Raw genomic sequence first — 1418 nt, 5'->3', positions numbered from 1 at the left:
TGTTCGTCGACCTGCCGTTGCCGGTGGATGAACCGCATAGCAGCGAACATTGCGGGCGCTGCACCGCTTGTCTGGATATCTGCCCGACCAACGCCTTTGTCGGCCCGTACGTGCTGGACGCACGGCGCTGCATTTCCTATCTGACCATCGAACTGAAAACCGCGATTCCCGAAGAATTGCGGCCATTGATAGGCAATCGGGTGTTTGGCTGCGATGACTGCCAGATCGTCTGCCCGTGGAACCGTTTCGCCAAGCCTTCCGGGGAAAGCGATTTCAAGCCACGGCACAACCTCGACAATGCCGAACTGGCGGAGTTGTTTTTGTGGGATGAAGATAAGTTTTTGAGCAGCACCGAAGGTTCGCCGTTGCGGCGGGCGGGATATGAGCGCTGGTTGAGGAATCTGGCGGTGGGCCTGGGCAATGCGCCTTCAACGATTGTGGTGCTGGAAGCGTTGAAGGCGCGCCGCGATTTTCCTTCCGATCTGGTGCAGGAACACGTCGAGTGGGCGCTCAGGCAGCATGCCGAGCGTCAGGGCGCGTCGTTGTAGACAAACTTGGGCATTTCCCAATGAAAACGGATCGCCAGCAGGCGTAGCAAGAACCCACCGAACAGCGTGATCAGAATCGCCTGCTCGCCTGGCACGTTCAGGTACAGGCAAAGCATGTAGCACCACGCAGCGGCAAACGAAACGCTGGCGTAAAGCTCACGACGAAAGATCAGCGGAATGTCGTTGCAGAAGATGTCACGAAGGATGCCGCCGAACACCCCGGTAATGACGCCGCTGACAGATGCCACCAGCATGCCGTGGCCCATCTCCAGAGCGGTCATGCAACCGATCAAGGTGAATGCCACCAGGCCCACCGCGTCGAGTACCAGAAACAACGAGCGCAGGTGGCGCATCCAGCGTGCGGTGAACACGGTAAACATTGCCGCCACCGACGTCAGCACCAGGTATTCCGGGTGCTTGACCCAAGTCAGCGGGTAGTGCCCGAGCAACACGTCGCGCACTGAACCGCCACCGAGCGCGGTGATGCAGGCAATCAGCACCACGCCAAACCAGTCCATGCCGCGTCGTCCGGCGGACAGCGCGCCAGTCATGGCTTCGGCGGTGATGGCGATCAGATAGAGCATCAGCAACATGATGGCAGTCCAGGCAGGGAGGCGCGCAGTCTAGCCATTTCGGTGCTGCACCAGAAGAGGGCGCCTCAGCAAACACAACTCCCTGCAGGAGCCGCCGAAGGCTGCGATCTTTTAGTTTTGCTTTTTCAGGTGCAAAACCAAGATCAAAAGATCGCAGCCTGCGGCAGCTCCTACACAGGGATCGCGTCAGAACTTGATGAAGTGCTTGCGGTAGTGCTGCAGCTCGGCGATCGATTCGCGGATGTCGTCCAGCGCCAGGTGGGTGCTGCCCTTCTTG

2 protein-coding genes and 1 pseudogene are annotated in these 1418 nt (G+C 59.2%); 1 reads left to right on the top strand and 2 read right to left on the bottom strand.

Going from position 1 to position 1418, the window contains the following annotated elements; all coding sequences use genetic code 11:
- Positions 1 to 548, top strand: a 548-nt coding sequence (queG, locus tag D6877_RS05550) for a tRNA epoxyqueuosine(34) reductase QueG (protein WP_130910114.1), incomplete at its 5' end; no start/stop codon positions are given.
- On the opposite strand, the gene D6877_RS05545 is transcribed toward queG, so the two are convergent.
- Together D6877_RS05545 and D6877_RS05540 are read right to left on the bottom strand one after the other, a co-directional pair.
- Complete coding sequence (locus D6877_RS05545; RefSeq protein ID WP_178081165.1) at positions 530 to 1144, bottom strand: trimeric intracellular cation channel family protein; 615 nt, start codon at positions 1142 to 1144, stop codon at positions 530 to 532. The genes queG and D6877_RS05545 overlap by 19 nt on opposite strands.
- Positions 1145 to 1327: 183 nt before the next feature.
- Positions 1328 to 1418: pseudogene (locus D6877_RS05540) on the bottom strand (oligoribonuclease); the annotation flags it as partial.

The sequence above is a fragment of the Pseudomonas sp. Sample_9 genome (assembly GCF_004307535.1).
GTDB lineage: Bacteria > Pseudomonadota > Gammaproteobacteria > Pseudomonadales > Pseudomonadaceae > Aquipseudomonas > Aquipseudomonas mercuritolerans.
This window is presented reverse-complemented; position numbering and strand designations above follow the sequence as displayed.